Origin of the sequence: Moraxella lacunata (assembly GCF_002027545.1) — a bacterium.
Classification (GTDB): Bacteria; Pseudomonadota; Gammaproteobacteria; order Pseudomonadales; family Moraxellaceae; genus Moraxella; species Moraxella lacunata.
Genome location: NZ_MXAN01000048.1, coordinates 1 through 3,692, shown reverse-complemented (window position 1 = coordinate 3,692; position 3,692 = coordinate 1). Strand labels below are relative to the sequence as shown.

The 3,692-nt window shown below is 43.5% G+C and carries 9 protein-coding genes; 3 read left to right on the top strand and 6 right to left on the bottom strand.

Translation table 11 applies throughout. The annotated features are described in order from the left end of the window. Positions 1-354: 354 nt before the first annotated feature. Positions 355-555: a hypothetical protein gene (locus B5J94_RS07065; RefSeq protein WP_062501372.1), complete on the top strand. Its 201-nt coding sequence runs from the start codon at positions 355-357 to the stop codon at positions 553-555. Between the two features lie 42 nt (positions 556-597). Here B5J94_RS07065 and B5J94_RS07060 read toward each other — a convergent pair whose 3' ends face one another. Together B5J94_RS07060 and B5J94_RS07050 are read right to left on the bottom strand one after the other, a co-directional pair. After that, positions 598-792, bottom strand: coding sequence for a hypothetical protein (locus tag B5J94_RS07060; protein WP_228144551.1), 195 nt, complete (start codon positions 790-792; stop codon positions 598-600). Continuing rightward, positions 782-1,366, bottom strand: coding sequence for a KilA-N domain-containing protein (locus B5J94_RS07050; protein ID WP_062501374.1), 585 nt, complete (start codon positions 1,364-1,366; stop codon positions 782-784). The genes B5J94_RS07060 and B5J94_RS07050 overlap by 11 nt, the downstream gene beginning before the upstream one ends. A 174-nt stretch (positions 1,367-1,540) precedes the next feature. Between B5J94_RS07050 and B5J94_RS07045 the strand changes: the two genes are divergently transcribed. Continuing rightward, positions 1,541-1,783: a hypothetical protein gene (locus tag B5J94_RS07045; RefSeq protein ID WP_062501378.1), complete on the top strand. Its 243-nt coding sequence runs from the start codon at positions 1,541-1,543 to the stop codon at positions 1,781-1,783. A gap of 6 nt (positions 1,784-1,789) precedes the next feature. Here the strand turns inward: B5J94_RS07045 and B5J94_RS07040 are convergent, their stop codons facing one another. Genes B5J94_RS07040 through B5J94_RS07025 form a run of 4 tightly spaced genes read right to left on the bottom strand, consistent with a single transcriptional unit; the run spans position 1,790 to position 3,301 of the window. Next, the gene (locus tag B5J94_RS07040) at positions 1,790-2,224 is read right to left on the bottom strand and encodes a phage tail terminator protein (RefSeq protein ID WP_062501379.1); all 435 of its coding nucleotides are present in this window, start codon (positions 2,222-2,224) and stop codon (positions 1,790-1,792) included. Continuing rightward, complete coding sequence (locus B5J94_RS07035) at positions 2,221-2,592, bottom strand: phage protein Gp36 family protein (RefSeq protein WP_079364026.1); 372 nt, start codon at positions 2,590-2,592, stop codon at positions 2,221-2,223. The genes B5J94_RS07040 and B5J94_RS07035 overlap by 4 nt, the downstream gene beginning before the upstream one ends. After that, positions 2,589-3,047: a hypothetical protein gene (locus B5J94_RS07030; RefSeq protein ID WP_062501382.1), complete on the bottom strand. Its 459-nt coding sequence runs from the start codon at positions 3,045-3,047 to the stop codon at positions 2,589-2,591. The genes B5J94_RS07035 and B5J94_RS07030 overlap by 4 nt, the downstream gene beginning before the upstream one ends. After that, positions 3,044-3,301, bottom strand: coding sequence for a hypothetical protein (locus B5J94_RS07025; protein WP_143821932.1), 258 nt, complete (start codon positions 3,299-3,301; stop codon positions 3,044-3,046). Before B5J94_RS07025 ends, B5J94_RS07030 begins: the two co-directional genes overlap by 4 nt. A gap of 127 nt (positions 3,302-3,428) precedes the next feature. Here B5J94_RS07025 and B5J94_RS07020 point away from each other — a divergent pair. Beyond that, a partial coding sequence (locus tag B5J94_RS07020) for a helix-turn-helix domain-containing protein (protein ID WP_211271065.1) occupies positions 3,429-3,692 on the top strand: 264 nt, incomplete at its 3' end.

Here is a 3,692-nt window from a genome sequence, read left to right as displayed (position 1 = left end):
ATTTGGGGGTCGGTTCATTGGAGCGGTTACAAAATAAAATAAACAGGCAATAAAAAAGCAAATATTTTAAAAAATACTTGCTTTTTTGATAGGTTTAACCTATAATATACACCATCAAGCAAGGGTTGCTTGACTGGTAAGATGGTAGCCATCGTTACCATCAAAAACAAGGGGTAAAGCAATGAAAACAGTGTTTAAGCTAGTTGTAATCATTGCCCTGTTGTTGGTAAGCCATCCAACCTACTAATCAACACACCTAAGGCGAGTAGCAGTCGCTAAGGTGCGGTTAGGGGGAAACGCCTAGCCACTCCTTATCTATTATCATAAGCCATTTTAAGAAAAAGGTCAAGACTTATGCCAAAACTTACCAACACCCCCAAATCACGCACCCAAATCCAAGCTGACAGCGACGCCAAACGGGGCATTAAGCTCAAAGCCTTTAAACTACACGAATCAGACATTGAGTTTATTGTTGCCACCGCCAAAAGGCTAGGCATGAACCAAAACGAGCTACTCATGACTGCCATTCGTGAGTATGCCGATAAGTCTCAATAAAAAACCGCCCCCAACTTAGGGGTGGTTTTGTGTGGTTGTGGGTTATTTCATCTCGTTTGCCATCTCGTCAAAGTCGCTATAATGCGTGTCTGACAGATACTCAGCGATGTCGAGCAAAGTCTCGCTATACGCCCCATTTTTCTTGGCAAGGGTGATGAGCGTACTTACCCAATGCAGGTTTTCACGGGCAAGGCTGGCAATGTATGTTTGCTCATATGCTCGTACTTCATTTTTCACCCCCAAACTCAACGAAGGGGAGAAATGGTTGGGCTTTGGCAAGCAACTCGGACAATTTACTCTTTAAACTTGGCTTGGTCTGCTTGCCGTGAATGGCTAGGTATCGCCCCGCCTGCGACAAATTGCCGTCAATATTTTTTAACAAAATGGAAGTTTGGGTGATTTGTGCCGTTAATGATTGAGCCGAACCAATCAGCATTTGCTCAATTTGCATATCGCACCATACCGCAAAGCGTGGATTGAGCCAACGAGCAAAATCAATCGCAAGTTTTGGGTGCAGCCAAGTACCTTGCTCAAATTCTTGTGAATTGCCTTTTTGCACAATCACAAGGTCATTTTGTGAAGCTCTTTTTGGAGCTTCACTATTTTCTACCGAAGCCATAAAAACGGCTTCACTCAAATGCTCATCTAAGGCACGGATATAATCCTGTGTGCGTTCAGATTTTAGATAATTCTGCACACGCTTGCCATAATGTTTGGCAATCATTGTGGCGTTAAGATAGCCGTTTTCGGTAAAAGCGACTGGCAAACCGTCAAAATTGACAGTTTTTAGGTTTTGTGGTAAATTGTTCATAGAACATTTTCTTTTATTGAGTTAAGGTTCTAGCCCTGCGGTTCTTGGTCGGATAGCAGGGCTTATTTATGGGCGGTTGCCCAATCTGACATAATTTTTTATGTCATTGACAAATATAATATATGACATTATAATTTATGTCAAGATTTTTTTTCAAAAAAGGCACAAATTTTTATGTCATATCTCAATCACCACGAATTACTGCAAACGCAAGACACTTGGAAACGCTCGCAAATCCGTTTACCGCCTAGCCTACATCAAGCGGTTGTAGATTATGCCAATGATAATAAAATGTCGTTAAACACCGCTATTGTTGAATTGTTGGACAATGGATTGCTTGCTAGCCCAACCGACCAATCAGACCTACTTAAACAAATCCTATCAGAAATCCAATCATTAAAAAAACCGCTTGATTAAGCGGTTTTAAATAAACATTTGTATTTCAAACAAAAACGGAAAATAGCCAAATCCGCTACTACTGCCCACCCCCACAGGGCTATCGGCTCGCTTAAACTGTCGGTAAGCCTTTAATTGTGGGTCAAAGCCTTGCATACAATCAAGGATTTGCAGAATAAACGGGTTGGCAAGCTCACGCAGGGAGTTGGTGTTGCCTGCTTGTGCGTTGGGGTCGTGCAGTTTTAGCACAACAAGCCATTGTTGGTATTGGCTTGTCAGCACCCCCTTAGCCCCATTCTCGCCCATTCTGTCGCCATAGTAGATGACCGAGACGGACGGTGTAACATTGCTATTATCCAGCATATCGTCAATATCAAAAGGCGTATCAACCGCCAATAGGTTATCCACGTTGTTTTTGATATGATGGACGATATGCGACTCAACTTCAAAATAATTCATCATGCAACAAAAGCCCCCGTGCGATAAAAGGCGGATTGGTCGCTATCGTCCACGCCATTACCAAAATCTAGCTTGACCTTGCCAGATGATACGTCTTTTAGCCACGCTATGATGTCCTCATAATCTTGGCGGACGGTGTCGGTAGGCTTATCCTTGTACAGATAATAGCGTGCCACCACCGCCACAGCACGCCCAATGGACGCAAGCATGATAGGCATGGGTAAGCGATAACGCACGCCCACATAGCCGTTTATGAGCTCCGTTGCGTCATCAATGGCTTTTTGTACCGCCTCGGGGTCATTGATGTTCTTTTCAAGACGTTCAATTTCAAACGAGCCAAAGCGGTCTGTCAAATCGTCTCTTGTAATCATTTTTTCACCCTGTAAGTTACGGACTGGCGAAGTTGCCCTGTATCAACAAGCGGTCTTGATGAGCCTTTTTGCTTAATGGTCTTTTCATTCAACGGTGTAAAGGTTGCTGTAACCATAAAGTCTTGCACGTCCTCAACTGCCTGTTGCCCGACATAATGCCAAGTTTGCGTGGTGGTCTTTCGCCCACGCACAATCGGCAAAAATGACCCACCTGCCAATTTTAGGTACTTGCCACGGTTCTTTTTTAGGGCAGGATAAACAAACATACGCTTTGGCGTGTGCCTTGTGCCGTGTTCGTGTATGCCTGCTAGGTTGCCCAGTGTGATAGGTCGCTTACCTGCATGTCGTTCATTGCCAAAATAGCCCACACGCACCCGAGCGGTGTAGCCCCTGGCGGTAGTCATAATACGGCTAAGTAGCTTGGTGTCGCTTATCACAACAGATGTTGCAATCATGGGGATTCTGCCGTTTGGGTTTTGGCGGTGGTTTTTGGATTAGGTTCGGCTTTTGGCTTAGGTTCGGCTTTTGGTTTTGGGGCAGTTTCGCCCTTGTCCTCCACCTTGACCAGCTCACCATTGGCAAGCATGGCTTTGGCAAAGCCACTATTAAGCAAAATCTTTTCGTCCATGTCAGACAAAATGACCGCCTCGCCTTTGTTAAAGCGGATATTTTCAATGGTAACGCTATAATAGACCCCTTTCCAAACCAACAACACATCATGTTATAATACCCATTTAACCTTAAAAAACCAAGACATGACACCCAAGCAAGCTGAAAAACTAAACGACAGTGAGTTTAAACGATACTTTGGTATAAAAAGAACTACTTATCAACACATGCTTACAATACTCCAAGAAGCCTACAATGAACAACATAAAAAAGGCGGTAGAAAAGCCAAAATTAGCCCAGAGAGTAAACTTGTCATAACCTTAAACTACTACAGAGAATACCGCAGTCAATTTCACATAGCCCAAGACTTTGGTATTACTAAAAGTGCTGTGTGCAAGGCAATTAAATGGGTGGAAGGTATACTCATCAATCACAAAGACTTTGCCTTGCCAGGTAAAAAAGCCTTATGGCAAGACAACAACCTTGAAACT